This window comes from Chitinophaga niabensis, assembly GCF_039545795.1.
Classification (GTDB): Bacteria; Bacteroidota; Bacteroidia; order Chitinophagales; family Chitinophagaceae; genus Chitinophaga; species Chitinophaga niabensis_B.
On the sequence record NZ_CP154260.1, the window covers coordinates 4,981,629 to 5,007,415 of the forward strand.

Annotated in this window: 17 protein-coding genes; 5 read left to right on the plus strand and 12 right to left on the minus strand. The window is 45.9% G+C overall.

Going from position 1 to position 25,787, the window contains the following annotated elements; genetic code table 11:
• Nucleotides 1–278: 278 nt before the first annotated feature.
• From AAHN97_RS19785 to AAHN97_RS19835, 11 genes are all read right to left on the minus strand, one after another.
• Nucleotides 279–1,439: an alginate lyase family protein gene (locus AAHN97_RS19785; protein WP_343303809.1), complete on the minus strand. Its 1,161-nt coding sequence runs from the start codon at nucleotides 1,437–1,439 to the stop codon at nucleotides 279–281.
• Nucleotides 1,436–3,289 (minus strand): alpha-L-fucosidase, encoded by a 1,854-nt coding sequence (locus AAHN97_RS19790; protein WP_343303810.1) that lies wholly within the window; start codon nucleotides 3,287–3,289, stop codon nucleotides 1,436–1,438. The genes AAHN97_RS19785 and AAHN97_RS19790 overlap by 4 nt, the downstream gene beginning before the upstream one ends.
• Nucleotides 3,286–5,829 (minus strand): glycoside hydrolase family 95 protein, encoded by a 2,544-nt coding sequence (locus tag AAHN97_RS19795; RefSeq protein ID WP_343303811.1) that lies wholly within the window; start codon nucleotides 5,827–5,829, stop codon nucleotides 3,286–3,288. The genes AAHN97_RS19790 and AAHN97_RS19795 overlap by 4 nt, the downstream gene beginning before the upstream one ends.
• A 1-nt stretch (nucleotide 5,830) precedes the next feature.
• Entirely contained in the window at nucleotides 5,831–7,402 is a 1,572-nt protein-coding gene (locus tag AAHN97_RS19800; protein WP_343303812.1) for a hypothetical protein, read from the minus strand.
• Nucleotides 7,403–7,713: 311 nt separating this feature from the next.
• Nucleotides 7,714–9,009 (minus strand): glucoamylase family protein, encoded by a 1,296-nt coding sequence (locus tag AAHN97_RS19805; RefSeq protein ID WP_343303813.1) that lies wholly within the window; start codon nucleotides 9,007–9,009, stop codon nucleotides 7,714–7,716.
• Complete coding sequence (locus AAHN97_RS19810; RefSeq protein WP_343303814.1) at nucleotides 9,009–10,508, minus strand: RagB/SusD family nutrient uptake outer membrane protein; 1,500 nt, start codon at nucleotides 10,506–10,508, stop codon at nucleotides 9,009–9,011. Before AAHN97_RS19810 ends, AAHN97_RS19805 begins: the two co-directional genes overlap by 1 nt.
• Nucleotides 10,509–10,519: 11 nt before the next feature.
• Nucleotides 10,520–13,825 carry a SusC/RagA family TonB-linked outer membrane protein gene (locus AAHN97_RS19815; protein ID WP_343303815.1) on the minus strand — a complete coding sequence of 1,102 codons (3,306 nt, stop codon included), beginning with the start codon at nucleotides 13,823–13,825 and terminating at the stop codon, nucleotides 10,520–10,522.
• A 44-nt stretch (nucleotides 13,826–13,869) separates the two neighbouring features.
• Entirely contained in the window at nucleotides 13,870–14,859 is a 990-nt protein-coding gene (locus AAHN97_RS19820; RefSeq protein WP_343303816.1) for a FecR family protein, read from the minus strand.
• Between the two features lie 55 nt (nucleotides 14,860–14,914).
• The gene (locus tag AAHN97_RS19825) at nucleotides 14,915–15,502 is read right to left on the minus strand and encodes an RNA polymerase sigma factor (RefSeq protein ID WP_343303817.1); all 588 of its coding nucleotides are present in this window, start codon (nucleotides 15,500–15,502) and stop codon (nucleotides 14,915–14,917) included.
• A gap of 24 nt (nucleotides 15,503–15,526) precedes the next feature.
• A complete protein-coding gene (locus AAHN97_RS19830) occupies nucleotides 15,527–16,975 on the minus strand; it encodes a sulfatase family protein (protein ID WP_343303818.1) in 1,449 nt (482 codons plus the stop codon).
• 60 nt (nucleotides 16,976–17,035) lie between these two features.
• The gene (locus AAHN97_RS19835; RefSeq protein ID WP_343303819.1) at nucleotides 17,036–18,412 is read right to left on the minus strand and encodes an alpha-L-fucosidase; all 1,377 of its coding nucleotides are present in this window, start codon (nucleotides 18,410–18,412) and stop codon (nucleotides 17,036–17,038) included.
• Between the two features lie 943 nt (nucleotides 18,413–19,355).
• On the opposite strand from AAHN97_RS19835, the gene AAHN97_RS19840 reads away from it, so the two are divergent.
• Entirely contained in the window at nucleotides 19,356–19,646 is a 291-nt protein-coding gene (locus tag AAHN97_RS19840) for an HTH domain-containing protein (protein WP_153662621.1), read from the plus strand.
• Between the two features lie 437 nt (nucleotides 19,647–20,083).
• Nucleotides 20,084–20,329, plus strand: coding sequence for a (4Fe-4S)-binding protein (locus tag AAHN97_RS19845; protein ID WP_343303820.1), 246 nt, complete (start codon nucleotides 20,084–20,086; stop codon nucleotides 20,327–20,329).
• A 5-nt stretch (nucleotides 20,330–20,334) separates the two neighbouring features.
• Here AAHN97_RS19845 and AAHN97_RS19850 read toward each other — a convergent pair whose 3' ends face one another.
• A complete protein-coding gene (locus AAHN97_RS19850) occupies nucleotides 20,335–20,916 on the minus strand; it encodes a hypothetical protein (RefSeq protein WP_343303821.1) in 582 nt (193 codons plus the stop codon).
• A gap of 139 nt (nucleotides 20,917–21,055) precedes the next feature.
• Here AAHN97_RS19850 and AAHN97_RS19855 point away from each other — a divergent pair, with 139 nt between their 5' ends.
• The 3 genes from AAHN97_RS19855 to AAHN97_RS19865 are packed head-to-tail and all read left to right on the plus strand — an operon-like array spanning nucleotide 21,056 to nucleotide 25,734.
• Nucleotides 21,056–23,479, plus strand: coding sequence for a glycosyl hydrolase family 95 catalytic domain-containing protein (locus AAHN97_RS19855; RefSeq protein WP_343303822.1), 2,424 nt, complete (start codon nucleotides 21,056–21,058; stop codon nucleotides 23,477–23,479).
• 60 nt (nucleotides 23,480–23,539) lie between these two features.
• Nucleotides 23,540–24,673, plus strand: a complete 1,134-nt coding sequence (locus AAHN97_RS19860; protein ID WP_343303823.1) for a sensor histidine kinase — start codon at nucleotides 23,540–23,542, stop codon at nucleotides 24,671–24,673.
• Complete coding sequence (locus AAHN97_RS19865; RefSeq protein WP_343303824.1) at nucleotides 24,670–25,734, plus strand: response regulator; 1,065 nt, start codon at nucleotides 24,670–24,672, stop codon at nucleotides 25,732–25,734. Before AAHN97_RS19860 ends, AAHN97_RS19865 begins: the two co-directional genes overlap by 4 nt.
• The last annotated feature ends 53 nt before the right edge of the window (nucleotides 25,735–25,787 follow it).

Genomic DNA, 25,787 nt, shown 5'->3' on the forward strand with positions numbered 1-25,787 from the left:
GTAATTCAATGACATCAATAAAAAATCTATACCGTTCAATAGCCGGAACTAATTCAATGGCGTCAATAAAAAATCTACAACGTTCAGTAGAAAACAAACCGCTGAAGTGAGTGACACAACGGCGGCTGAATAGTGATCAGCTGCCGGTCCCATAACAGATACAAACTCTCTCCCGAACAGCTTATAGAAAAAAAGATGCCGGCTCAGACGAGACCGGCGTTATCATATTCCACGTCTACAGTAAAATCTTTAGTACGTTTATGATTATCTTTTTTAGGTTAAATGGTAACCATGAAGATCTCAGGATTCCGTATCGGCAGATTACGCAATACTTCTTCCACCTGAGGATCATGCTCAAGTTTTTTCCATAATGAAAAGTAGACTGGATTGTTATAGGCAGCTGCACCAAAAAGGAGGAAAGGGTGGGCCACCGGCCATTCATCCCAATACATCACATCTTTTGCAAACGGCCAGCTCTCTTTGTTCAGCACATATGGATACATATATGCAATGCCTTTGCTAATTGCCTTTGTTGATGCAGTATACTTCCAGAGATCATCTGTTTTGGTGCTGAGTATCTGGCATACTGTTGCCATTGCATCTAAATTGAATAACGCATAACCATAAGGTTTTGTTCTACGGATTTCCAGCGGAAAACTTCCATCGTCTGCCATCTGTTTAGGCAATAAAACCTCTTTATACCTGTTACGGCAAAATTCTATCCAATGCTGATCTTTCAGGAAAGTAGCGAAAGCTGCCACCTGCATTACCCAGCAGGTACCATGGTTATTAGCTGCATTCATTTCATCCTGACCATACTTATGTTCCGTCATCCATTTCAGATAAGCAGCAAACCATTCCCTGATAGCCACCAGATCTTTCGGAGGGATCATACCCGCCTTTTCCATGATACGTAAAGCCTGTGCTATTTCTATAAAATGAATGGTATCAATGATACCGATCCCACGGCCTGTATGGCGGCCTTTGATAGCCTGTGCATACAGTAAATTAGGATTCATTCTTGTATCCGGATTCACGAACCATGCTTTAATATGCACCAATGCATGATCCAGGTAACGCTTGTTGCCATTGGCTACATAAGCTGCGGCCAGATTTCCCACCACTCTGCTGAAACGTACCATGGCCTGGCGATGCGCCACAAAATTCTGCGGGTTGGTCTGGCCATCCTTTTGAATATATGGACTATCTGCACTGGCAGGATTAGGCCACCAGTAATCTCCTTCAGAATAAAAATCATGCAGGCCTCCGGCGCTGCGGTCCGACTTTGCAGCGGTGACTGTAACAGGCTTTTGCTGCATAGCCCATTCTGCTTTCTTTTGAATGTCTGCTTTACGGGCGTCCAGCGCTTGTTTCAGCCAGTCAGCTTTTGTAAGCTGGGCAGTTAGTATACATAATATGATTAGAATACTCCTTCTCATTTTATTGGTGTTAGCGTCACTTCCATTAACTTCATCAATTCCTTTCCGGCTATTTTCTCCGGTTTAATTTCCAGCGTATGTTCTCCTTTTGGTAAGGTGATATTTCCAATCTCCTGTTCCTGTAAACCCGGTAATACTTCTGCCCTGATTTTTTTATCCCCGGCTGATAACGTATAACTTCCTCCGCCCTCTGCTTCGTACTTCAGTTTTACGGCATAGGTTACCGGTTCATCGTTGCGGATAAGCCATTGCAGTGATTGGTTATCCTTCGTCCAGTTCTGTACATAATACCTGTTCGTTTTTCCATCGCCAAATCCAAAACCTTTTCCCTGCTGTATGGCATCGAATGCTAATAATGTGTTGGCATAATCCTTTGTGAACAGTCTTTCTGCCTTGCTCTCCGGTGCCGGGCCTTTAGTGGTTTCCAGCACCAGTACCGTATTATTTTCATCCGGCGTTTGCTGCGGAACGGTGATCTCCCAGTTGAAAGGACTGATCTTTTTTACAGTTAATGCTTTATTGCCGATCAGCAGTTTTGCGTTGTTGACCTGATGGATACCATTCACGAATAACTTACCATCCTTCGGCCATTTGAAAACATGCAGGTATTTCTTATCGCCTTTCTGTGTTATAACACCCCAGGGCTGTGGTACTTCAAAAACACCCTCAGTGCCGTAAATACTTTCACCATTTGGAATTAACCACGCTCCTACCTTATGCAGGATCACGGTATCCCTTGGATCGATGAGCCCGTTTCCCATCGGCCCGATATTCATCAGCAGGTTACCGCCTTTTGCAGCAGCCTTTGCCATGAGTTGTATAAAGAACCCTGCGGGTTTGTGACTGTTATCGTACCGGGAATATCCATATGATTCATTGGTAGTAGGAATGGCTTCCCAATCTCCTGTTACCGGGTAAAACTCTGCAGGACGGTCTGCCGTGTTTTTATAATCACCGAATGAAATAGCAGCTGTACGGGCAAGGCGGCCATTTACTACTACATTGTTATCTACTTCACGAATAGCTTTGAGGATCCTGATGTTTTCAGATAAAGGCAGTTTATGCGGTGTATCAAACCAGAGGATATCCGGATGATATTTACGCAGTAACTCCTGGATCTGCGGGATGGATTTTTCATCCACATACTTTACTGCTTTTGGCAGGAGTTCAGAATGTTCATCATACCAGCGGGCACCACCGAAGAGGTTCTTATCACCACCGGGATTGTTGTAATCCCAATCGTTACCGGGTGCGTTGGGATCCTCCCAGTCGAATGCATGGGAATAATAGAACCCGAATTTGATACCATATTTCTTACAGGCGGCTGACAGCTCCTGCATAGGATCCCTTTTGAAAGCGGATTGCTTTAACGTGTAATCTCCTATGGCAGAAGGATACATGGTTACACCATCGTGATGTTTGGAAGTGATGATGAGGTAACGCATGCCTGCCGATTTGATCAGCTTCACCCATTCGTCCGCATTAAACTCAGTGGGATTGAAAGTTCTGATCAATTGGTCTTTATACTCTTGGCGGGGGATCTTTTCTTTCCGCATCAGGTGTTCTGCATATCCGCCTACTTTCTTTCCTTTCCATTCACCACCGGGCACAGAATAAACACCCCAGTGAATGAAACAGCCGAACTTTGCATCTCTCCACCATTCGATCCTTTTATCATGATCTTTCATGGAGGCTGTCCACCAACCGTTCATAGCATCAGCAATCGCAATACTGTCCCGCAATGCTGCTTTCTGCATCAGGATGCCATCATCATCTCCCTTGAACTGGGCAGAGGCATTGGCTGATACAGCCAGTAGTGATGCTGCTATGTATGTTCTTACTCCGTTCATTTTATAGTTATCTCATGTGCGCCTGCAATGAGCATCACATTTTGGTCATATACTTTTTTCAGGTTCAGCGCTGGTAATTTGGATGCATCTTTAATTTCTTTATTTACAGCATAACCATAATCTTTCACTGGAGCACGGTCTGCCTTTTTCACCGCACCAACAGGAGATTTTATCTGCACCGGTTCAGATGTGCGGATCACCTGCTCGCCTCCATTATGAGAAGAACGGATCACAGCTTTCACCAAACGTTTATCTTTCCAGATGATATCCACTTCAAAACCGCCCTTTACTTTCAGTCCTTTTACACTGCCGTTTGGCCATACAGAAGGTAATGCGGGTAATAAATGGATCACGCCATCATGGCTCTGTACCAGCATTTCGATGATACCGGAAGTAACGCCAAAGTTGCCATCTATCTGGAAAGGCGGATGCGCATCAAAAAGATTGGCGTAAGAACCTCCGCTGTTATCTGCCACACTCACAGAATCTATTGATGCATAGAAGAGTTGTTTGTTTAACATGGTATAAGCATGATCTCCATCTTCAAGTCTGGCCCACCAGTTGATCTTCCATGCTTTAGACCATCCGGTGCCTCCATCTCCACGCAGCTCTAAACTGCGTTTTGCAGCAGCAGCCAGTTCAGGCTGACGGCGTGGTGTGATGATATTACCAGGGAACACTCCATAGAGATGTGATAAGTGCCGGTGGCTGTCTTTCGGATCATCCCAATCCAGGTACCATTCCTGCAACTGACCCAGGCGGCCTGCATGGAAGGGGTACAAGTCTTTTAATACTTTATTTATTTGTGCAACGAATGCTTTATCTGTATTTAATTCATTCGCCGCCTCTGCTGTTCTGTTCAACAGATCATGAATGATAGAGATATCCATTGTAGAGGCAATGCTTACACTACCTTTCCTGGCACCATTGATCAGGAAATTATTTTCCGGAGAAGTGGAAGGATTAGTTACCCATTGACCTTGTGGATTTTTCACCAGCCAGTCCAGCATAAACTCCGTAGCGCCTTTCATCAGGGGATATGCTTTATCCCGCAGGAATTTTTCATCTCCTGTGTAAGTATAATGTTCCCACAAATGCCTGCACAACCAGGCGCCTGCCATTGGCCAGATGCCCCAGCGCGGATCACCTTTCGGATCTTTCCAGTCGAAGCCGCCGGAGGGAGAAGACAATGCCCAGATATCTACGTTATGGTGTACCGCCCAGCCCTTCATACCATAATTCACTTCTGCTGTTTTCTTTCCTGTTACTGAGATCTGCTGAATAAAATCGAACAGCGGATCCGCACATTCAGAAAGGTTAGCAGTTTCAGCGGGCCAGTAGTTCATTTCCGTGTTGATGTTGGTGGTATAGTTAGAACCCCATGGTGGCTGCATCTTATCATTCCAGATACCCTGCAGGTTCATAGCGGGACCACCTTTACGGGAACCGGCAATCATCAGGTAACGGCCGTATTGGAATAACAGGGTGGTCAGTTGCGGATCCCTGTTACCACCTGCTTTGGTATATTCCTTCAGGCGTACATCCGTTGCTTTTGGCCCGGAACCATCATCACCAAGGTCCAGTTTTACACGGTTGAATAGTTTTGTATAGTCAGCAATGTGCTGTTGTAATAAGGTGTTGTATTCTTTTGGCTTGTCCAGGTATTTTAATGCTTCTGCAGCAGGGTCTTTGCCTTCACTCACCGGGTTTTTCAAAGCCCCGTTGAAACTGGTTCCAATGGAAACAAGCAGCACTGCCTCAGTTGCATTCTTTACCTGCAAACCGTTTTCATCTGCCACACTGCTGCCGCTTTTCAATATAGCCTGTACATGTACTTCATACTTAATGCCATTCTTAGGATCGTATTCAAACTTCCTTGTTTCATATGGGCGGTGTGGCACGTAAGAAGGACATTGACCGCTTAATACAATATGACTGTTATTACGTTTAGTAAGTTTAGTAGGCATGGGATTATCGAAAGCCACATGAAAGTTCAGGGCACCTGCTTTTGAGCTGCGCCAGCGGATCACGAGTAACTGATCCGGATAACTTACAAATGTTTCTCTTGTATACTCCACACCGTTTGAACTGTATTTTACTTTAGCAACAGCATTATTCAGGTTGAGCTCTCTTTCATATTTTGTAGCATTTGCTACCGGCTGATCATTGCGCAGCAATAAATTACCGAGGGTAAGATACCTGGCGGAATAAGTGCCCAGCATCAAACGGCTGATGGAATCTGCCTTCATGTATTCCGCATTCCACAGGGCTTCCCGCACAACAGGCAGTTGCGCTTTTGCACCGGGATTGTTGCCATCTTTTGGGCTACCGCTCCATAAGAAAGCTTCGTTCAACTGCATTTTTTCTTCCTGTACGGTGCCATAGATCATAGCACCGATGCGGCCATTCCCTATAGGCAGGGCTTCATTCCAGTTTGCGGCAGGTTGCTGATACCAGAGCCTGAGCAGTGGATCTGCTTTCTGGCCCAGTGTAAGCAATGGTGCGCTTATTAATACCAATCCTAAAACGAAACTTCTCATATTAACGTAGTTTACCTTCTCCTTTCCATGCTGCCAGTAATTCCCAGATATTTCCGGATTCCTGTGCTTTAGTAATTGTGTTCTGTACTGCTTTATCTCCTAACCTGTCTTTCAACTGCTGAAGGTACAGGCTGCGGGGAGTTACAGATGTTCCCCAGCTTTCCCAGTAACCGGTAGGCCCATCCTGTTTCTGTCCGGAGCAACCGATGGCCCAGTTTTTTGATCCTAATGCACTATTTACTTTAAAGTCACTTTTGTAAGAATAATTATTCCAGAACATCACCTGTGCGCCAGACCATCCATGGCCGGAACCCATTGCTCCACGATTTTGTACCCTGATCTGCCCTCCATATACATTGTCAAAGAGCAAACCTGTTGCCCAGCGGTGATGCGGACCAATGTCTGCATAAGTATCTGTGGAATAACAATCCAGGAATACATTCGGACCGGGTACAACAGAACCTGTTACAAGATCATGCCTTCCGCCGCGGGTATAACAACGGTTCAGGAAATTAAATGCAGAGCCGCTTTCTACCACAAAAGAATATTTCCTTCCACCGGTGGTGATGGATTTAGGGTCCAGCATCGCACATTCCACTACTGTGTTGTAAACAGACTGGGACTCTATAGATACGCAGGCATAACCGAAATACTTAGCTGTTACTTCTTTCACCCAGCAATTTTCTGCCCTGAGCAATGCTACTCCATCCCATCCATGATCTTCGCTGGTATCTGTTTTATAGGCAGATTCCAGGCGCATGTTTTCAATGCCACAATTGCTGATCCGCCCACTTCGTTTTGCTTTATAAATATATCCCCCGCCGTACTGTTTCTGAATAGGATCCACAACAGGCTCTTTGAGGGTGATCTGGTTGCCGGATATTTTGAGGATGGTCCTTTCAAATTCTGCTTTATAGCCGGTTGGTTTCCAACCAAACTGCGCCATGTTCAAAGCATCTATCCATTGCTGATTAGGTTGCCTTACCAGTATGATACTGTCTCCGGCTTTCAATCCCGTGGTATTATCTACTTCCACTACGGTTGCGCCGGTGGGCAGATATTCAGTAGTGATATGATGGCGGTTATCATCATTACCATGGCCCTTGCCACTTCCCTGGATGCGGATGAAACTATGCTGACCGGGAACCAGGTCTTTTAATATAGTACCATTCTCTCCCTGTCCTTCTCCTCTTAATACTACCCCATTCTTTTTAATGGTGAGCAGTCCGTTCAATTCATAAGTACCGGCTTTCAGCAGAATGGCTCCACGGATGCCATTTGCGTCCTGTGGGAGTTCTTCCAGTGCATCAATGGCATCTTGTATATATTTATGATTATCTCCTGTCTGTGGGCTTAAAGTCTTCTTTACGGGCACCTGCGGTAATGCGATGCCTCCTCCTTTGTAACCAGCATGAGAATAGTCAGGTATTTTATTAATACTGTTGCTCTCTCCTTCATTCGCGTAGGTAGCATAGATCAGTTTTCCATTGCTTCCGGTCTGTACCAGTTTGCTTTGTTGACCATAGGCCCCGACAGCCGCGAGTGTTAATAATACAATTGCGTGGAACTTCATGTAATGTTGATCTGTTGAAACGTGGTTTACCTGCTTCTGCCCTTCACAGGAAGTACGGCATCTACAAACCGTACAGCCCGTGAATAGCAGCAAAGCATGATCTTAATTGTAATGAAAAAACGTGTCTAATCTTCATAACGCGGTGCCCCCGTGGGCATATAAAAAGAGTTTGTTGTCTTACTTTCTGCAAACGTTTGCATCCTTTAGGACACTTCTGCGCAATAAAGGTATTGAATCCGTAACACAAATTATGCAATCGGTTGCACTTTCATGCACACTATTTTAACCTTTTTTAATATTGAATTCGCATTTCAAATAGCCGGGCTGGAAAAACCCAATCCTTTGAGGCCTTTTTTAATATCCGGATGGCTCATAAAAAGGCGCCAAAGCAGCCCCGAACGGTAGTTCTCTATCATTACCACAATGGGCCCCTGGTCTATGGCCAGATACTGATGATCGAACCAGTTATGGGTTTCGGAAAAGGCATCATAGAACCCAAATTCTCCCCAAAGCCTTGCCCCTACTTTATTATAGAAATATTTAAGGGCCTGCATGGAATAGGCGGGAGTATATGGAAAGGAGGATAATGCGGCAGTAGGTGTTATAACGCCCAGGTCATTGGTAGGAGAATGGGCATTGTAGAATTCATGATTATCGCTGGCCGTGAGTCCCCAGCAGTCTGCACTATAGCCCTTGAACTGTTTTGGGTTATTGATGCAATACTGCCGGTTGATCAGAGTATGATTGGTGTTCTGCTCCCAGTAATCTGCATACTGGTCTTTTAGCCCGCGGGGATCCAAACCCAGGAAGGAATAATGCGCAAAGAAAAGCGGGCCGCCGTAATCAAAACCCAATGGCAGTTTAATACCAAAGAAATCTTTCCCGTTCTTAAAGTAATTACTCACTACCCAGCCCTGATGATATGCCTTCGCAGAAATGGGAAACTTAGGAGAGGAGGCTGCCAGTACATAAGTAATAAGGCACTCATTCCATCCACGGATGGTATGATTCATAGACCATCCGTTATTAGGCGACCAGTGCCAGTATAACACATCCTGCCCTCCCTGCGTGTACCAGTTCCATTCTGCATCATTCCAGAGCCAGGTGATCTTATTCCTTAATTCCTGTTCTTTAGGCGTATTGCGATCAAAATACTGCTGCACAGCCAATAAACCCTGGAACATAAAAGCAGATTCCACAAGGTCTCCCCCATCATCTTTACGGCTGAAAGGAATAGTTTTCCCTGTAGCGCCATTCATCCAGTGTGGCCAGATGCCATGATAGTGATCTGCTTTTTCAAGGAAACGGATGATCTTCAACAAACGGTCCAGCCCCTGCTCCCTGGTAATGAACTTTCGTTCTATCCCCACAAGAATAGCCATCACACCAAAACCGGAACCGCCAATGGTAACAACTTCCGGAGTGGTGGTACGTTCAGGAGCCAGTCCTGATAAAGGATGCGCAAACTTCCAGAAGTAATCAAAGGTTTTTTGTTGCACGAGGGTCAGCAAAGCAGAGTCCCCCAGCTGTGGCCGGGGGAACTGTTTCTTCTGTGCGGCTGCCGGTAATACGGAGCCGATAAGCAGGCTTAATAAGATTAAACGCATCAGTAATTCGGGTTTTGTTTTAAACGCCCACCGCTTAAGAGTATTTGCTCCTGCGGAATGGGGAATAATTCATGTTTACCATCTACAAAGTTTTTCCCATGTGCTCTCATCACCTGGCCTGCACGTCCCTGCCTTACCAGGTCCCAGAAACGATCATGCTCCATGGCCAGTTCCACTCTTCTCTCTTTCCAGATAGCCAGGCGCATGTCGGCCTGTCCTGCTGCAGGTGCATCTACCAACCCTGCACGTTTACGAATGATATTCAGTTTGGCCAATGCCTCTCCCTGGTTGTTTATTTCATTGGCAGCTTCCGCATAGATCAGCAGCACCTCTCCGTAGCGCAGCACGCGAAGGTTTTTGGGCGTACGGTCAGGACTTCCGCAATAAGGTTCCTGAGTACGGCTATGATACGCTTTGTAATTATAACGATCATTTTCTACAGAATCCCTGGAAGGTACCCTGAAACCATCCCACAACACAGTGCCGCCTGGCTGAATAGTAATGATGGTACCATCTTTACGTTTGTCGCCAGGCTCGTAAGCTGCAGCCAGATCTGCGGTAGGATTATTAAATCCAAATCCGAAATCAGACCAGCCTCTCCTTGCCCGGATGCCCTGACAATTTGCATACAATTCTATGGCAGCATTACACGCAGCATTGGTACCTGTTTGCACTTCAAAGATAGATTCCATTGAATTGGCTCCCTTTGCACGCCAAATATCGGCATAATTGGAAAGCGTATCATACAACCTTGAATCGATCACGGCTTTTGACAGGTCAAAGGCTTTCTGATAGTCTTTCTTATAAAGATATACTTTGGCCAGCATGCCCTGCGCGGCTCCTTTGGTAACACGGCCTACAGGGGTTGCACCTTTCAGCGGAAGATTATCTACAGCAAACTGCAGATCGCTGATAATAAGATCATAGATCTCAGTTGCAGTAGCTCGGGTCTGGAATTCATCTGCATTCGCTTCTTCCGGTTTGGGTACACGGTCCAGTTTAGGCACACCGCCAAAAGTACGCACGAGGTTAAAATAAAAATATCCGCGCAGGAAACGCACTTCGCCTATAAGCCTGTTTTTAGTAACATCATCCAGCGGGCTTAAGGGTAATTTATCCAGGGCCTGGTTAGTACGTGCAATGGCCTGATAATAGCCCGTCCAGAAATTCTGCACGTTTGAATTGGACGGTGTGTAAGTAAAATTATCTATCTCCAATGCAGGGCCATAATCCTGCGGCGTGCTGCCTTTATCTCCTTCATCACTTGCAATGCTGGTGAGTACCACCATTTGCAAACCATGCACGTCAGGCCCAAAACCTCCCAGCCACATCACGTTATACACACCATTCACCAGGTCTACCGCTGCATTGGGATTATTCCTTATCTCTTCTTCCGTTACCCTGCCCTGCGGCGGAATATCCAGGAATCCCTTGCCGCAGCTGACATACATCAGCAGGAAACAGATCAGTAATATATTTATGTTGATTAGTCTTTTCATGATAACGTGGTTTAAAATGTAACATTCAATCCCGCAGCAAATGTTCTGGTGGTAGGATATGGCATCAACTCTATGCCACTTTCCAATGGACTGGCATTATTCTGCGCAGAGATGAAACCATCAGCTTTGGGATTGGTGGAGATCATTTCAGGCGAGAAACCGCTGAAACGTTTTACCGTGAAAAGGTTCTGAGAGGTGAGGTATACCCTTAGCCTGTTCATTTTCATGCGTTCCAGTAATTGCTTCGGTAATGTATATCCCAGCGTAATGTTATTAAGGCGGAAGAAATTTCCGGATTCAACGAAGTAAGTAGAAGCAGGCATGGTATTGCTCAATACCCGTGGATCTGTTGCAGAAGGGCGGGTAGCCGTCCAGCGTTTATCAGCGTAACTGGCTTCTATATTATCCGTGCCCTCATAACGGAATGCTTTTTTACCATTATAGATCTTGTTTCCGGCGTTGCCGTAAAAATCCACACTCAGATCTATGCCCTTATAGTTCACACCAGCATTGAGGCCATAATATAATTTAGGCTGGTAGGACCCTGCATAGATCTTATCATCTACCGTAATACGGCCATCATTATTTACATCCCTGTAACGCAGGTCTCCCGGTTTGGCGTCTGGTTGTATTTTTTGACCGTCTTTATTCAGATAGGCATCTACAGCTGCCTGGTCTATAAATACACCCAGGGCATCATATACAAAAAAGCTGCCGATGGGATGGCCGCTGGCTGTTTTTGTTACTGGTCCCTGTTGTCCCCCTCCGCCTTTTAACAGTGGCTGGCCCTGGTTCAAACCAGTCACCTCATTATCATTCAAGGTGAGGTTGCCGCCGAATGTATAATCGAAGTCGTCACTGATCTTATCTTTCCATTGCAATGTGAATTCCCATCCTTTGTTGACGAATGAACCCGCATTGGTGATATATTCATTATCAGGGTCACCTAATAAACCGGGGATCTTCACGCCTACCAGTGCATCTATGGTTTTCTTGTTGTAGTAATTGATTTCCCCCGTCAGTTTTTGTTTGAGGGTGGTGAACTCCAGTCCAAAATCATATTCTTCCGTGGTTTCCCATCTAAGATTACGGTTTTTAATATCGGCGAGGCTTGTACCCAAGGTGGCTTTCCCATCAAAGAAATACTGCTGGCCTGTGCTGCCGGTCAACACGTAGAGATTGGATTCAATGTTATCATTTCCAATGCGTCCCCAGCTGGCACGCAGTTTCAGGAAGTCGAAGATCTGCTGGTCTTTGAGGAAAGACTCCTGCGAAAGTACCCAGCCTACACCCACAGCAGGGAAATAACCATTGCGGTTCTCTGATGGAAAGCGGGATGAGGCATCGTTCCGGAAGGATATGGTAGCGAGGTATTTGTCTTTATAACTATAATTCACACGGCCCAGGATAGAAGTACGGGCATACTTATCACCATCTGCAGTAACGGTGGAAGTATTGGGATCACCCGCTATCAGGTACCAGAGGTCTGTACTGATAGGTACATTCCTCCTGCTACCTTCAATATATTCTCCCTGGTATTTTTGCGCAGTATACCCTGCCAGTACGGTGAGATCATGATCTCCAAAACGCTGCTGGAAAGTGGCCGTATTATCCCAGAGCCATTCCTGGTTCTGTTCTTTCACCATGGTGAGCTGGCTTTCCGGGCGTTGCTGGTTACCACCTGCTATGAGGAAAGTTGTTTCATCGTTCAGGAATTGATAGTTATATTTCTTCCTGTTGAAATTAGACTGGTTCACGCTCATGCTGGAACGCAGTTTCAGGAACTTCCAGGGGGAATATTCCAGGTAGGTGGTTCCCTGTACGCGGCCCTCCTGCAACCTGTCATTGTTCTTATCGATGGTGAGCACGGGGTTTCCCACATTACCAAAAGCCGCTGTGTTCCCGTATTTTCCGTTCTGCATCACCGGTATGAGTGGAGAGGCGCGGTAAGTGTTGGTATAGATCCCTGCAAGGTCCACATACTTTGTATTGGAACGCATGTAAGAGAACTGTGCAACGAATTTTAATTTATCATTGATATTGTATTCATTGTTGGACCGGATAGTTAAACGGTCGTATTTATTTGTGTTCACTACCCCTTCATCTGTGAGATATCCTGCATTGAAATAATAGAGGAATTTCTCTGATCCACCGGAGAGGGAAATGTTATGCACCTGCTGAAAGCCCTTACGCAGAATAGCATCGTACCAGTTGGTGGATACATTATAGCCGGGTAGTGTAACATTGGGGGCTGCATCTTTCAGGTAATCTGTATATTGTGTGCTATTAGCCATTTTAACAAGATGTGCCACCTCTCTGAATCCTGCATTCATATTATAGCTCACTTCCATCTTCCCTACCTTTCCACGTTTGGTGGTAATGATCACAACCCCGTTTGCAGCACGCACACCATAGATAGCGGCAGAAGATGCATCTTTCAGGATGTCCATAGAAACGATGTCTGCCGTATTGATATTCCTGATGTCGTTGGTCAGTACACCATCCACTACATATAAAGGTTCTGCTCCGGCCAGCATACTACCGGTACCGCGCACACGTACCAAAGGCTGTGAACCCGGTGCACCGGAACTAATGATCTGTACACCTGCCAGTTTTCCCTGTACGCCCTGCGTTGCAGTATTCACCGGTTGTTTGGTCAGTTCTTCTCCCTGTACACTACCAATAGATCCTGTGAGATCTCTTTTGCGGCGGGTGCCATATCCAACTACCACTACCTGTTCCAGCTGACTGGAAGATGTTGCCATTACCACGTTCAATTCTGTACGGCCTTCCAATGCTATTTCCTGGGGATCATATCCGATATAAGAGAACAGTAATGTTACATTTGCATCCGGCGCATTCAGTGTAAAGTTGCCTTCCGGTGTGGAAACCGTTCCCACACTGGTGCCTTTCACCTGGATGGTTACACCGGGAAGGGGCTGCCCATCTTTATCCTTTACAGTTCCTTTTATGGGAACGGCAATATTCTGCGCGCTGATCAATGCAGGCTGGATAACATACAGCCCTTCATCTATTTTTTTATATTGCAGATGAAGGGGTGTGAGCATATCGTCCAATACTTCCGGTAATGATTTTTTCTCCGGGGAAACTGCGGGAACTTTTTTACTGTCTATTAATTTACTGCTGTAGGCAAAACTGATCTTATGAAGTTTGCCCAATTTATTAAGTGCCGATCTGAGCGGCATTCCGGGTTCCTCTGTTTCTGATGATGGTGGCGGAATATATCCTACATCCTGTGCCTGTACGCAAAATGGCAGGAGTAACATGCATCCGCATAGTAATCGATTTAGTTTCATAAGAACGTGTTTACGGAGTAACAATTTTCTGTTTTGGTCGTGTCTTACTTCCGGGTGAATATGTAAGTGCTATCAGCTCCCTGTGTTAATTCCAGGCTGAAAGCTTCTTTGATGGCAGCCAGTACTACTGCCTGGTCTGCCGATGTTAACGTAGCGCTGAATTTTTCCTTTGCAAGTGATGAATCCCTGAACACCAGCCTGATCCCGAATTGATGATACACTTCAGCAGCCACTGTTTCCAGTGGAGTGTCTTCAAAAACAAGCGTACCTTCCACCCAGGAGGCGTAACGTTCCGGCTTTACTTCTTTACGCAGATACTTTTCTTCTTTTTCTTTATATTCAACCAGGTCTCCCGGTTTCATGATCAGTCTTTCATCCTGCCTGCGCAGGGCTATTTTTCCAGAACTTAATACTACCTGTGTATTACCTGTGTAGTTTTTTACATTAAATGTGGTGCCCAATACTTCGATATCCAGTGAGCGGGAATGCACAATAAAGGGCTGGGCGGAAACAGCGGTATGCTGTACATTGAAATAAGCTTCTCCTTCCAGCCACACTTCCCTTACGCCTTTAAAATCTCCCAACCGCAGGCTGGAATGTGGTCCCAGTATTACTTTGGAGCTATCCGGCAAAACCAGTGTTCTGTTCTCGCCAAACTGACTGGTATAAACAGGCGGAACAGGTTTACTCCGTAACAGCCAGAATGCAGCTACGGCCACCATACCTGTTACCATGGCTGCAGCAAGTGCCAGGGGCCATCTTCTTTTTTTTACCGGAACGGCTGTTTCCATTTCTTCAGCTATCACACTCCATATCCGGTCATAACTTTCAGCAGGCATTTCTTCCCGGGTATATTCCAGGGAAAGGAGGATCTTACGGGCTTCCGTGATAATGGGCTGCCTGGAAGGATATAACTGTTGCCATTCTTCCCAGAAAGCATTATTCTCCTTATTGGGTCTCAAAACCCATTCCGAAAAATAATCGTCTGTAAGGAAATCTTCCTGGCGGTATTCCGCATAATCTTTCCATTCCATATTTACATAGAGGAGGGTTAGCGGGATTTTATCCCTTCCGTGAGAAAATATTTTTTTATTTCCAGAGCAACCAGCCCATGGCTAACCATAAGGGAAAATCTATCAGGCGGTGGCGGAGTTTATCAAAGGCTTTGTATACCATTTTGTAAACAGACTTCTGATGAATGTTCATAACAGCTGCTATGTCTTCAAAAGAAAGGTTTTCATAAAAGCGCAGGAACAGCACTTCTTTCATGCGGGGAGGCAGTGCATTGATCTCCTCTGCTACTTTCCGGCGTCTTGCGAGGGTACTTTCATCACTGATCAGCTGGGTTTCAGGGGAAATGGTGATATCAAACCCTTCTGCCGGGAACTCTTGTTGTTTCCTGTTTTCTGCGGCCATGCGTAAAAGATCGCGGCGAAAAGCTTTCACGAGGTATGCTTTTACATTCTGTACGGCTGATAAATGACTGCGGTGCGTTAGCAGGTAGAGGAACAACTGTTGAATGCAATCCTCTATCAATGAGCGGTCTGCATGCAGCTTGCAGCCATAGTTATATAACTGCGGTGCATAACGGGCATACAGGGTTCCGCAGGAGGCCTGACTTCCGGTTATAAAAGCCTGCCATTCGGAGGCATCATCGTGGAATGAAGTTGCATACATGCGTACTTCAAAGATAGGGGATTATCACTTCACCGCTACCCTTCCCGGCTCTCTTCTCTCCGTGCCGGGTATTTTCCGCAGTTCGTCTCCCAATGTGTTGCGATAAGTATCTGCGAGTGTTTCCAGCTCTTTTACCACTTCCGGGAAACGTTCTTTTACATCCAGTGTTTCACCGGGATCAATGCTGAGATCATATAATGCGAGGGGAACATCCACATTAGGTTGTGCGCCGGGGAAACCATCATATCCCGGCAGGTTGTTCTTGTAGGTGCGGCCTTTATGTGGAAATACCAGTTTGTATTTTCCTTTGCGGATACCTTCCAGGTTGTTCACGCCATAATAATAGACGAAATGATCCCTGGGATGTACATTTTTTTCATTGCGTAATAAGGAGAGGATGTTCACCCCGTCTATTTTCTTAGCCGGTAACCTGGCACCGCAGATGGTAGCCACAGTTGGCAGGAGATCGATGGTGGAAGCAATTTCACTGCTCACTACGCCGGCAGGTATTTCTCCGGGCCAGCGCATAATGCAGGGAACACGTTGACCACCTTCCCAGCTTGATCCTTTTCCTTCTCTCAAACCACCTGTATTGCCGGCATGATTACCATAGTTCAACCAGGGACCATTGTCACTGGTGAATACGATCAGCGTATTTTTTGTGAGGCCCTGTTCTTCCAGCGTACGCATCACTGCTCCAACAGAAGCATCCAGCTCCTGCATCAGGTCTCCAAAAACACCGGCACCACTTTTATTGCGGAAGGATTTGGAAACAGCAATGGGCACATGCGGCATACTATGCGCCAGGTAAAGAAAGAAAGGACCTTTCTTGTTTTCACGGATAAATTTGCAGGCACGTTCCGTATACATGGAAGTTAATTCGGACTGATCTTCCAGTGTTTTAATAATGCGGATGGTATTGTTACCGTCTATCAGGGGCAGCGGAGGAAACTTGCTCCGGCTGTTAGTAGTATCTGTATAAGGTTTTCCATCATAATGTACCGGCCACATATCATTGGAATATGGCAGACCCAGGTATTCATCAAAACCATTTTGTAAAGGAAGGAAAGGAGGTTTGCTGCCCAGATGCCATTTACCCACCATGCCTGTTTTATATCCCCTGTTCTTCAGCAGTTCTGCAATGGTTTCTTCATCATTGTTCAATGCCATGGGTGAAGTAGGCATTAAGGCTCCATGAATACCAATGCGGTTAGGATAACAGCCGGTGAGCAATCCTGCACGGGAAGCAGAACATACTGCCTGTGCGGCGTAGAAATGTGTAAAGCGGATCCCCTGTGCCGCCATCCTGTCCAGGTTAGGCGTTTTATACGGGCCACCACCATAACTGGCAGGATCACCATATCCCATGTCATCCATAAAAATGATAATGACATTAGGCTTATTCTCCTTTTGGGGAATAAAACTATAAGTAGCTATTAAACAGCATACAGCAGCGAGGAGTTTCTTTATCATACAAAAAGCGCTGCGGCATTCTTATACCGCAGCGCTATCAAGATACAAAAATATTAATCTTTAGTCTGCCAATATCAGTTCAATCACGGGGATCTCAACACCGGGTTTAATAACAGGCAGGCTGAGGTTCAGGTCGTTCTGCCCGAGGTCATTTGTTTTGTAGCCATATCCGGATGGTGCACTGAAACGGATCTCAGAACCATCGTGCAGGAACTGCGCATATTTGATCTTGCCTTTGTAGCCGGGCAGGGTGAAATTTTGCAGCGGGTAATCCAGCAGGTGAACGTACAAACGTTTGGTAACAGGGTTGTAAGTGAGCAGGCTGTTATCAGGGCGGGTATATTCATCCGGAGCCTGTGTGCAGCCGTAGATAGCACGGCTGTTCACTTCCATCCACTCTCCCATTCCTTTCAGTGCACTTTGTGCACGGGAATCGATCTTACCACGGGCGGTGGGACCAACATTCAATAATACGTTACCGCCTTTACTAACAGATTCTATGAGTAATACCAGTAATTGTTTTACATCTTTCCAGGTTGTTTCATCCCTGTAGTAGCCCCAGGAGCCGGAGAATGTCTGGCAGGTTTCCCAGGGCACACGTTTACCATTTTCGGTAGGCCAGGCCGCTACTTTATATTGTTCCGGGGTTACAAAGTCTCCCCCGTCTGCATACCCTTTCAGGTCCAGGCGGTCATTTACAATAATACCGGGCTGGAGTTTGCGTACCATTTTAATCAGGTCTACCGAGTTCCAGTCGTTATGATCTTTCCCACGTTTACCGGGATAAGAGAAGTCCAGCCAGAGGATATCTATCTTACCATAATTGGTGAGCAGTTCCCTTACCTGGTTGTGAAGGTAAGTGCGGTATTTGGACATATCCCGGTTCTTATTCAGTTGTTCATAATCCGCATCGTTATTAGGGCGTTGAGAGTGCGTGCCATCTATTGTGAAATCAGGATGGTGCCAGTCGATCAGGGAATAATAAAAGCCGATCTTAATTCCTTCCGCGCGGAAAGCTTCCACGTATTCTTTGATCAGGTCTTTTTTGATGGGTGTATTCGTGGCTTTATAATCCGTGAATTTGGAATCGAAGAGGCAGAAACCTTCGTGGTGTTTGGTGGTGATCACGGCATATTTCATACCGGCAGCTTTGGCCATTTTGGCCCATTCCTTTGGGTTGTAAAGATCCGGGTTGAAGTAATCGAAGTACTTCTGGTAAGCAGAGTCAGAGATCCGTTCCCGGTTTTTAACCCATTCATGGCGGGCGGGTAATGCATAAAGCCCCCAGTGGATGAACATACCGAAGCGGTCGTTTGTCCACCAGGCCAGGCGTTTTTCTTTTTGTTCGGGCGTTTCGGAGAAGAGTCTTTTCTCCTGGGCGAAGCTGTTCAATGTAAGTAGCGTGGAAAGAAAGAGTAGGATGCTGGTGCGTTTCATCATATATGTTTTATATCATGGCAAGGTAATCCAACCATATGGCTCCGGCTTATAGCATTTTGCCCGGGTGTGTTATTTAATTACCATGGCTTTCAGGATCTTCATTTATCTCAATTAACAACTCATTAACAATCGATTAACATTTAGACAGATATAATCCCCGTAAAATTGTCCTTCGAAATTAACGCTTATAAAAGCTTATTTTTTTGCGTTTTTATTCGCGCTAAGTAATTAGTGCTCCGATTTAACTTCAGGTGAACGGCTGTCATTTGCGTCTGCATTTGACAGCTGTTTTCTGTAGGACTGAAAATCAATACTGCACTGAATTACACAGATTTTTTGAATGCGGTGGGCAATGTTCTTTTTTGTGTAGGGGAAACGAAGGTGAATGTATTATAAAAAGAAATTTCCGACACCTCCCGGAAGGGTCAAAAAAGAGGTATATACACTATGAAAGAAGGAAGAGGTTGCAGGGTTATAACCCAAATTGTATAGGTGTTAACACTCAAAAAATATGACAATTCTTTAACATGGCATTAACATTCAAAAATCTCATATACCTGTAACATTGTATCTGAATATATCAATGACATTCTATCATACATCCATAAGTTTTTTACGTTCCAAGTTAACTATTCATTATGGCGACTGCCGTCTATTTTCCCCATAGATAGCAGTCGCTTTTTTTGTGTACGTATATACTGAACTGAGGTATTATTGCAGTGTGGTGTGCTATCTTAGATTAACTATTGAGCCATAATAAGACACAGTTTTAAAAGACCCAGGAAAAATCCGTAGTAAACCTAGACATGGAGATACACTTATCTGCACATGAGATGCAGCTTAACAGTGATTACAATAACTTCCTGGTATAAAAATGCAGTATAATTTCGTTGAACAAAACCCGAATTCCAATTTAGCTTTTAAACCCCCTGTTGATCCAATGCCCAAGCGCTATTTTGAAAGACTACAGACGATAGACTATCTTATTCGTATTAAAGGTACAGGCAAACCTGCGCAATTAGCAAAACGCCTGCGTATCTCAGAGCGAACACTATATGAGTTCCTTAAACTCATGAAAGATCTCGGCGCTCCCATAGAATACGATAGATACAAAGAAAGTTATTACTACGGTGAAAAAGGAGGCTTCAGCATCAAGTTCACCAAAAGCATTGCAGGCGCCTCGCCTGCTGCAATCCTGTGCCTGATGATCATGGCGCATACATGTATGTGAAATGGCTTTTGCCATACGATTGCATAACTGCTTAACAACTTTTTAACTCCATGATTTTTTGCAGTGACCTACTTTGTTGCTCGGAATTTTTATGAGCCTAACGAAGCTATATACTATATGCAGCTGCAAAAGATATTACATGAATAACCAACCGTCCATCAGTGATGTCCCCAAAAAGTATGGCAATACTCAATTGCTGCATCCCATGCTGTTACCGGTGTGGGATTTGCGGGTTTCTATTCAGTTACCTGCCTTATTTCTATTCATGGTTTTGATCCGCTTTCTAAACAAGTTACCGGTAAGCCGTCTGTAGCAATAAAGAGGCTTTTTCATAACGCGGTTTAGATTAGATGATCAATCTATGATGCGAAGACGCCTGCGGGTCTCTCTTTAGTCACCTGCACATTTTTCCCATTATAGCGTAAATCTTCCAGGGTATGGCACAGGAGCAGAAAGACAATCCCAAAGAGTTCACCAATGGAGAGATCACTATTGTGTGGCGCCCGCTACGTTGCCAGTTTTCCACCCAATGCGTAAAAGGTTTGCGGGCCGTTTTTGATCCACATACAGAACCCTGGATCAATATACAGAACGGCACTACGGAAGAGATCATAGAACAGATACTGCAATGCCCCTCAGGAGCGCTCTCCTATTTTCATAATGATCAGAAAGTAAAACGCTGAATTATTTATTCCCCCCAATGTGCATGTTGCCAGTTAATGGGAGCATCACTCCATTGCGGCCCGGGAACATAGGCATAGTTGCTGCCGTTTATATATAGCTTGATCAGTTTGGCCCCCTGCCCGTTGATCTTCCATACATAATTATCAGACAAATGATAGGTAGGTTTATTAACCGTACTATCACTCCGGTGGTATGCCCTGAGATGAATGTGCAACATACTATCCACCACCTCCATCTGCTGAAAATTGAAGAACCAATCCTTCTCCGCATCATGCACCGCAATGGTCATCAGAAAATCCCTTCCAAAACGCATGGCCATTGTATCTTTTCCGGTGATGGTTTCCCTGCGGCTGCTCACACAATTATTTACATCCAGGCTATCGCTCAACACATATACAAGATAGTACCCTCCATGTGGCAGATCTCCGGAGATACGCGCCTGGCCGCAGGATGGATAAAACTGATGATTGGGCAATATCTCATAGTCCACCGATACAGGATCTTTAGAGATGATCGTACAGGCATAACAGCATACCATGATACAAAGGAAACAGATCGCCTGCCGGAAGGGGTTGGTCAATCGCATATACACATCGGGATTAATAAAACCGCTACAATTTAACGATTCCCTCCTGAGTAATGTTCAGTGATGGAATATTCTCTATTTATCGGTCTTCTTTACCTAACCCTTCATAATTAGGCATTTAGCTGTTAAATTTAATCCTATGAACCACGTGCTACTATTTACAGGCCTCCTGGCCTTATCTATTTCCGCGTCCGCTCAGGAACCGGATGTTTCCCTTCGTTTCAAAACCCCTGCAGCGCATTACCAGGAAGCATTGCCATTAGGCAATGGCCGGATAGGCGCATTGATCTCTGGCCATCCCTGGAACGATAAGATCACCCTGAATGAGATCTCCCTCTGGTCTGGTGGCGTACAGGATGCTGATAATGATACGGCCTACCGTGTGCTGCCCAGGATCCAGCAATTGCTGTTAGAAGGCCGCAACCGGGAAGCGCAGGACCTGTTGCAAAAATATTTTATCTGCAAAGGAGAAGGGTCCGGCCATGGCAATGGCGCCAATGTTGCTTTCGGAGCTTACCAGGTGCTGGGAGACCTTCACCTTCGCTGGAAAGACAGTATCACTGCCTGGAGCGATTATCAACGGACCCTCGATCTGGAAAAAGCTGTAGCTACCACTACCTGGCAACGGGATGGCGTTACTTATAAACAGGAAGCATGGATCAGTATCCCTGCCAATATCCTCGCCATAAAAATAACTGCCTCTAAGAAAGGAAAGATCTCCTTATCCACCACCCTCAGCCGGAAGGAGTTTGCGAAGGTAAGTATGCAGAATAACCGCATCCTCATGCAGGGACAATTACCGAATGGCAACAGACCCGGCATGCGTTATGCCGCAGCCTTACAAGTGAAGAGCAACGGGGGTAAACAGATCCTCACAGACAAGGATATCCAAATAGAAAATGCGGATGAATGCCTTTTAATATTCAGCGCCGCCACTGATTATAACATCACAAATTCTGCAACGCGGAAAGGAGATCCCCTGCCCGGTGTGCTTAGCACAGTACAATCTGCTGCATCCAAACCATATTCGCCGCTGATGAATGAACACATCAAACATTACGCGCAATATTTTAACCGCAGCCGCTTTTATCTTGAGGGGCATATTGCTGATACACTCAGCACGCCGGAACGGCTGGCCCGTTATTATGCAAAACAGCCTGATCCGCAATTGCCGGTTTTGTATTTCAATTATGGCCGGTACCTGCTGATCAGTTCTTCCCGCCCCGGAGGTTTACCAGCTAACCTGCAAGGACTCTGGGCGCCGGAATATCAAACACCCTGGAATGGAGATTACCACATCGATATCAACCTCCAGATGAATTACTGGCTGGCACCAATGACCGGCCTGGCGGACATTGCAGCTCCCGTACATCAGTATATAAAAGGACTGGTAAAACCTGGCATGAAAACAGCGAAAGCCTATTACAATGCACCAGGATGGGTAGCCCATGTGATCACTAATCCATGGGGGTTCACTTCTCCCGGAGAAGGAGCAGGATGGGGTTCCACACTTACAGGAGGTGCCTGGTTATGTGAGCATCTCTGGGAACATTTCCGTTATACAAAGGACACTGCATTCCTTCGTCAATATTACCCGGTGCTGAAAGGTGCAGCCAGTTTCTTACGCGCCATCCTGATCAAGGAACCTAAACATGGATGGCTGGTGACGGCTCCTTCCAATTCACCGGAACATAGTTACATCATGCCGGATGGCACACAGGCCAATACGGTGATGGGCCCTACCATGGATATGCAGATCTGCCGTGAACTATTTGGCGCCTGCATTGAAGCAGCTAATATATTAAATGTCGATGGCGCATGGGCGGCGGAATTAAGCGAAGTACGCAAGCAACTAGCCCCTAACCAGGTGGGCGCAGCAGGTGATCTGAATGAGTGGCTGGATGACTGGAAAGACGGAGAACCGCATCACCGTCATGTTAGCCAGCTTTATGGCCTTCATCCTTATGATGAAATAACACCATGGGCTTCACCGGAATTAAGTGCTGCAGCACGTGAAACCCTTCGTCAGCGTGGGGATGATGGCACCGGATGGTCTTTAGCCTGGAAGATTAATTTCTGGGCAAGGCTGGGCGATGGTGATCATGCATTGGTACTGATCCATAAACTGCTTCACCCGGTAGATCCTGTAAAGCCTGTTGGTGGCGGATCCTATCCTAATCTTTTCAGTGCGCATCCGCCGTTTCAGATAGATGGGAATTTCGGTGGCACCTCCGGTATCGGAGAAATGCTGCTGCAAAGCCATGGAGATGATCAGACTATCCGTATGCTGCCAGCCTTACCTGCTGATGCAGATTGGGAAAGTGGTAGTGTAAAAGGAATGCATGCACGCGGGGCATTTATCGTAGATATGAACTGGAAGAAAGGAAAACTAATCACGGCAAAGATCACTTCCGGCAAAGGCGGCCTTTGCAGATTGCTGTTACCTGCCGGCAAAGCAGTGCGCAATGCACAAGGCAGGATATTGGCGCAGGCTGGCAATAAAGCGGAAGTGGTGACCTTTCCTACCGTCAGGTCCGGGGATTACCATGTAGCGCAGCCATGACCTGGATCAGGAACAATAAGACCTGCATGTGCTATCTTTGCCCCTGATAAATAAGCACCCATGTTTCATTTCGGTCAGCGGCAAACATTAGTTATTTCCATTTTCATCATGCTGGTGACAGCGTGTTTGCTGGTATGGCGGCCTGATTACAACTTTTTCGATGGAGGGCTTATCACAGCCATCCTTCTTACTATATTCATCAAGAACGACACCCCTACCAGGATTATGGGCATTGCCTGTACCATCCTGGTAGTGGTGATTGCCTGCCTCCCGCATAAAAATCCCAACCTGGCGGAGGTTTTCATTGAACACTTCTTCTCCCTGATCCTCGTGATCAGTTCCACTTTGCTGGTATTGTTCCTGAAAAGTCTTTACCGCACCATGCAGGAACTCAACCAGGCATTAGAAAAAGAAGTAGAGAAAAGAACCGCCAACCTGGAACTTGCCCTCTCCCACCTGGCCTCTTCACAGGCCGAATTAAAGGATGCGCTGGAAAAAGAAAAAGAGCTGAGTGAGATCAAGTCGCGCTTTGTATCTATGGCCTCTCATGAGTTCAGAACACCTTTAAGTGCTATCTTATCCTCCGCAGCCCTGATCGGGAAATATCCTACCTCTGAAGATCAGCCACGCAGGGAAAAGCATGTACAGAAAATACGGGATTCCGTGATCCACCTGAACGAACTGCTGGAGGACTTCCTTTCCCTTGGCCGGATAGAAGAAGGTAAAATTCATGTACATCCTGAAAAGATCTCCCTGCAAAATTTTGCACTGGAAACAGTGGAAGAAGTACAGGGCCTCCTGAAATCCGGGCAGCACCTGCATTCTGAAGTACCGATGGAACTGCATGTATGGTCAGACAAACGGTTACTGAAGCATATTTTCGTAAACCTGCTCACCAACGCCTCCAAGTTCTCTCCCGCCGAAACACGCATCGGCTGGAAGTTATGGGAAGAGAATGGTTATATTCACGCCATCGTGGAAGATGAAGGCATGGGTATACCTGAAGAAGACAAAACCTATCTCTTTTCCAGTTTTTTCCGCGCCCGCAATGTCACCAATATTCAGGGAACAGGTCTGGGCCTGCATATCGTAAAAAGATATGTGGATATGCTGCATGGCAGCATCAGCGTGGAAAGCGAACTGGGCAAAGGCACCAGGATATTAATTAATTTTCCAAATCTGCAAGCACAATGACAGCCACCATCATGGTAGTAGACGATCACCCCGGTATACGGGAAAACGTAGCGGAAATACTCTCACTTGCGGGTTACCAGACCCTTGAAGCAGAGAATGGAAAACAGGCCATAGAAATGGCTAAAGAACATCTGCCTAACCTGATCGTTTGTGATATCATGATGCCGGAGCTGGATGGTTACGGTGTGCTGCATATGCTGCGCAAATACCCGGAAACAGAACATATCCCTTTCATCTTCCTTACCGCTAAAACAGACAGGAGTGATTTCAGAAGAGGTATGGAAATGGGTGCGGATGACTATATCACCAAACCTTTTGAAGATGTGGAACTGCTGAATGCAGTGGAAACAAGATTAAAGAAACAACAATTCCTGCAGGAGAAATTCGCAGCTGCACATACACAGTCCATTGGCAGCCTGTTGCAGGACTGGCAGGCCTCCGGTTTACTACACCTGCAAATGGAAGCTTATGATGTAGCCCAATACGCCAAAAAACAACCTGTATACCGGGAAGGTAAACACCCTCAATTCCTGTATTATGTGAAAAGCGGGAAAGTAAAAGCTTACCGCCTGAATGATGACGGGAAGGAATACATCACCAACCTTTTCAGCCAGGGTGATTACCTGGGTTATGTTCCTTTGCTGGAGGACAAACCTTATGAAGAAAATGCAGAAGCCCTGGACCAGACGGAACTTGTACAAATACCAAAAGAAGTATTCCTGGAGCAATTGCTGAATGATATCAGTGTAGCGCGTACGTTCATTAAACGTATTGCCATGGAAGTAAGAGAAAAAGAAGACCGCCTGCTGCAACTGGCTTACGATTCTCTCCGTAAACGTGTAGCCAATGGCCTTTTAGCTATTCACGACAAGCTGCATTTGGAACAGCAGCCGGATGCGCTCATAGAATTATCCCGGGATGATATTGCACGGTTTGTGGGTACAGCTACTGAATCACTGATCCGCACGCTGAGTGATTTCAAATCTGAGAAACTGATTGAGATGCAGGGCACGCGTATACGCATTGTACAGCCGGACCTGTTGCGGAAACTGCTGTACTAATAAATGGGGGCACACCTTGCTGCGGAAGTTGCTTTATTAAATACATGTGCACC

What these genes read in the sequence shown, in the direction of transcription:
- AAHN97_RS19785 (WP_343303809.1), bottom strand. Translation starts at nt 1,439, where the DNA reads ATGAGAAGGAGTATTCTAATCATATTATGTATACTAACTGCCCAGCTT.
- AAHN97_RS19790 (WP_343303810.1), bottom strand. Translation starts at nt 3,289, where the DNA reads ATGAACGGAGTAAGAACATACATAGCAGCATCACTACTGGCTGTATCA.
- AAHN97_RS19795 (WP_343303811.1), bottom strand. Translation starts at nt 5,829, where the DNA reads ATGAGAAGTTTCGTTTTAGGATTGGTATTAATAAGCGCACCATTGCTT.
- AAHN97_RS19800 (WP_343303812.1), bottom strand. Translation starts at nt 7,402, where the DNA reads ATGAAGTTCCACGCAATTGTATTATTAACACTCGCGGCTGTCGGGGCC.
- AAHN97_RS19805 (WP_343303813.1), bottom strand. Translation starts at nt 9,009, where the DNA reads ATGCGTTTAATCTTATTAAGCCTGCTTATCGGCTCCGTATTACCGGCA.
- AAHN97_RS19810 (WP_343303814.1), bottom strand. Translation starts at nt 10,508, where the DNA reads ATGAAAAGACTAATCAACATAAATATATTACTGATCTGTTTCCTGCTG.
- AAHN97_RS19815 (WP_343303815.1), bottom strand. Translation starts at nt 13,825, where the DNA reads ATGAAACTAAATCGATTACTATGCGGATGCATGTTACTCCTGCCATTT.
- AAHN97_RS19820 (WP_343303816.1), bottom strand. Translation starts at nt 14,859, where the DNA reads ATGGAATGGAAAGATTATGCGGAATACCGCCAGGAAGATTTCCTTACA.
- AAHN97_RS19825 (WP_343303817.1), bottom strand. Translation starts at nt 15,502, where the DNA reads ATGTATGCAACTTCATTCCACGATGATGCCTCCGAATGGCAGGCTTTT.
- AAHN97_RS19830 (WP_343303818.1), bottom strand. Translation starts at nt 16,975, where the DNA reads ATGATAAAGAAACTCCTCGCTGCTGTATGCTGTTTAATAGCTACTTAT.
- AAHN97_RS19835 (WP_343303819.1), bottom strand. Translation starts at nt 18,412, where the DNA reads ATGAAACGCACCAGCATCCTACTCTTTCTTTCCACGCTACTTACATTG.
- AAHN97_RS19840 (WP_153662621.1), top strand. Translation starts at nt 19,356, where the DNA reads ATGCCCAAGCGCTATTTTGAAAGACTACAGACGATAGACTATCTTATT.
- AAHN97_RS19845 (WP_343303820.1), top strand. Translation starts at nt 20,084, where the DNA reads ATGGCACAGGAGCAGAAAGACAATCCCAAAGAGTTCACCAATGGAGAG.
- AAHN97_RS19850 (WP_343303821.1), bottom strand. Translation starts at nt 20,916, where the DNA reads ATGCGATTGACCAACCCCTTCCGGCAGGCGATCTGTTTCCTTTGTATC.
- AAHN97_RS19855 (WP_343303822.1), top strand. Translation starts at nt 21,056, where the DNA reads ATGAACCACGTGCTACTATTTACAGGCCTCCTGGCCTTATCTATTTCC.
- AAHN97_RS19860 (WP_343303823.1), top strand. Translation starts at nt 23,540, where the DNA reads ATGTTTCATTTCGGTCAGCGGCAAACATTAGTTATTTCCATTTTCATC.
- AAHN97_RS19865 (WP_343303824.1), top strand. Translation starts at nt 24,670, where the DNA reads ATGACAGCCACCATCATGGTAGTAGACGATCACCCCGGTATACGGGAA.